This is a genomic window from Micromonospora sp. 4G55, from assembly GCF_016803375.1.
Map to the genome: position 1 here is coordinate 1 of NZ_JAEVHN010000735.1, position 2,876 is coordinate 2,876.

The following is a 2,876-nucleotide window of genomic DNA, read 5'->3' on the forward strand; positions in this document are numbered from 1 at the left end:
GGGTCTCCGCCGCGCACCTCGATCCGCAGGCCCTGGTCGAGGGGCTCAACGGCCCCCAGCGGGACGCGGTGACCCACGCCGGCTCCCCGCTGCTGATCGTGGCCGGTGCCGGCTCCGGCAAGACCCGGGTGCTCACCCACCGGATCGCGTACCTGCTCGCCGCGCGGGACGTGCACCCCGGCGAGATCATCGCGATCACCTTCACCAACAAGGCCGCCGGGGAGATGAAGGAGCGGGTGTCCCACCTGGTCGGCCCGCGGGCCCGGCTGATGTGGGTGTCGACGTTCCACTCCGCCTGCGTGCGGATCCTGCGCGCCGAGCACGAGCACGCCGGGCTCAAGTCGACCTTCTCGATCTACGACGCCGACGACTCGCGCCGACTGATGCAGCTGGTCACCCGGGAGCTGGACCTCGACCCCAAGCGCTACCCGGCGCGCGGGCTGGCCGCCCAGGTCTCCAACCTGAAGAACGAGCTGGTCGACCCGGAGGCGTTCGCCGCCCGGGCCAAGGGCCCCAACGAGCGGGCGCTGGCCGAGGCGTACACGCTCTACCAGCGCCGGCTGCGCGAGGCCCACGCGCTGGACTTCGACGACCTGATCATGACGACGGTGCACCTGCTCCAGTCGCACCCGCACGTCGCCGAGAGCTACCGCCGCCGGTTCCGGCACGTCCTGGTCGACGAGTACCAGGACACCAACCACGCGCAGTACACGCTGATCAAGGAGCTGGTCTCCGGCACCGAGGGGATCGAGCCGGCCGAGCTCTGCGTGGTGGGTGACGCCGATCAGTCGATCTACGCGTTCCGGGGCGCGACCATCCGCAACATCCTGGAGTTCGAGCGGGACTTCACCGACGCCCGGACGATCCTGCTGGAGCAGAACTACCGCTCCACCCAGACCATCCTCAACGCCGCCAACGCGGTGATCGACCGGAACACCTCCCGCAAGCCCAAGCGGCTGTGGAGCGACGCCGGGGCCGGCGAGCAGATCGTCGGCTACGTCGCCGACACCGAGCACGCCGAGGCGGACTGGGTGGGCCGGGAGGTCGACCGGCTGGTCGACGCCGGCGACACCCGCCCCGGCGACGTCGCCGTCTTCTACCGCACCAACGCCCAGTCCCGGGTCTTCGAGGAGGTGTTCATCCGGGCCGGCCTGCCCTACAAGGTGGTCGGCGGGGTGCGCTTCTACGAGCGCAAGGAGGTCCGCGACGCGCTGGCCTACCTGCGCGCGGTGGTCAACGACGACGACACGGTCAGCCTGCGCCGGGTGCTCAACACCCCGCGCCGGGGCATCGGCGACCGCGCCGAGGCGTGCGTGGAGGCGCTCTCCAGCCGGGACCGGATCTCGTTCGGGGCCGCGCTGCGGCGGGCCCGGGAGGCGCCGGGCATCTCGACCCGCGCGGCGAACGGCATCGCCGACTTCGTCGCGCTGCTCGACGGCGCGCGGGAGCTGGCCGAGACCGGCACCCCGGAGGAGGTGCTGGAGGCGCTGCTGACCCGCTCGGGCTACCTCACCGAGCTGGAGGAGAGCCTCGACCCGCAGGACGCCGGCCGGGTGGACAACCTCCAGGAACTCGTCAGCGTCGCCCGGGAGTACACCGAGCGGATCGAGGCGCTGGGCGCCGAGGGCGAGCGGGCCACGGTGGCCGGGTTCCTGGAGCAGGTGGCGCTGGTCGCCGACGCCGACCAGATCCCCGCCGACGACCCGGACCACCAGGGCGTGGTCACCCTGATGACGCTGCACACGGCCAAGGGCCTGGAGTTCCCGGTGGTCTTCCTGACCGGCCTGGAGGACGGCGTCTTCCCGCACCTGCGCTCGCTCGGCGACAGCCGGGAGCTGGAGGAGGAGCGCCGACTGGCGTACGTGGGCATCACCCGGGCCCGGCAGCGGCTCTACCTCTCCCGGGCGGTCACCCGCTCGGCCTGGGGGCAGCCGGCCTACAACCCGCCGTCGCGGTTCCTGGAGGAGCTGCCGCCGGAGCTGGTCCGCTGGGAGCGCACCGAGGGGTCGTACACCTCGTGGGCCGGCGGGGGCGGCGGCGTCGGTGGTCGCGCGGACCGCGCGCCCGGCGCGCGCGGCGGCTTCGCCGGGGGTACGCCGAAGGCGGCGGAGTTGGCGAAGCGGCTCGGGGTGGACGGCAGTCGGCTGGCCACCGCCAGCGAGCTGCCGCAGGGGCCCAAGGTGGCGGCGGGGGACCGGGTCAACCACCAGCGCTACGGCCTCGGTCGGGTGCTCGCCGTGGAGGGGCACGGCCCGGGCGCCCGGGCGCAGATCGACTTCGGGGACCAGACGATGTGGCTGGTGCTGCGGCACGCCCCGATCGACAAGCTGTGAACGACAGGGCCCGGCCCGGCGAACCGCCGGGCCGGGCCCTCACGTGTCCTCGACGGGATCAGCAGGCCACGTCGATGCCCCGGGCGCGCAGGAACGGCGCCGGGTCGATCTGGTTCCACATCTGACCCTGGTGCACCTCGAAGTGCAGGTGCGGGCCGGTCGAGTCGCCGGTCGAGCCCTCGTAGCCGATCACCTCGCCGGCGCTGACCTTGTCCCCGACGTCGACCTTGAGGCTGCTCTGGTGGGCGTAGTGGGTCAGGTAGCCGTTGCCGTGGTCGATGAAGACCGAGTTGCCGTACCCGTCGCCGGCGTCGCCGGCCTTGACCACGGTGCCCGCCGCGGCGGCGTGGATGGGGGTGCCGGCGGCAGCGCGAAGTCGATGCCGGCGTGCAGGGTGCCCCAGCGCTGCCCGTAGCAGGAGGTGATGTCCGCGCCGGCCATCGGGATGACCCAGGACGGCTTCGGCTTCGTCGTCTTCCGGACGGTCGGCTTCGGCTTCGGGGTCGCCTTGCTCGTCGGCGTGGCCGACGGGCTGGCGGTCGG

General features: G+C 73.1%; 1 protein-coding gene and 1 pseudogene. One reads left to right on the plus strand and one right to left on the minus strand.

Features of this window, described 5'->3' with window-relative positions; all coding sequences use genetic code 11:
• Positions 1–2,333 (plus strand): DNA helicase PcrA (gene pcrA, locus JNW89_RS33275; protein WP_238452060.1); only part of this gene is annotated, 2,333 nt, incomplete at its 5' end.
• A 58-nt stretch (positions 2,334–2,391) separates the two neighbouring features.
• Here pcrA and JNW89_RS33280 read toward each other — a convergent pair.
• Positions 2,392–2,876, minus strand: a pseudogene (locus JNW89_RS33280) (M23 family metallopeptidase); the annotation flags it as partial.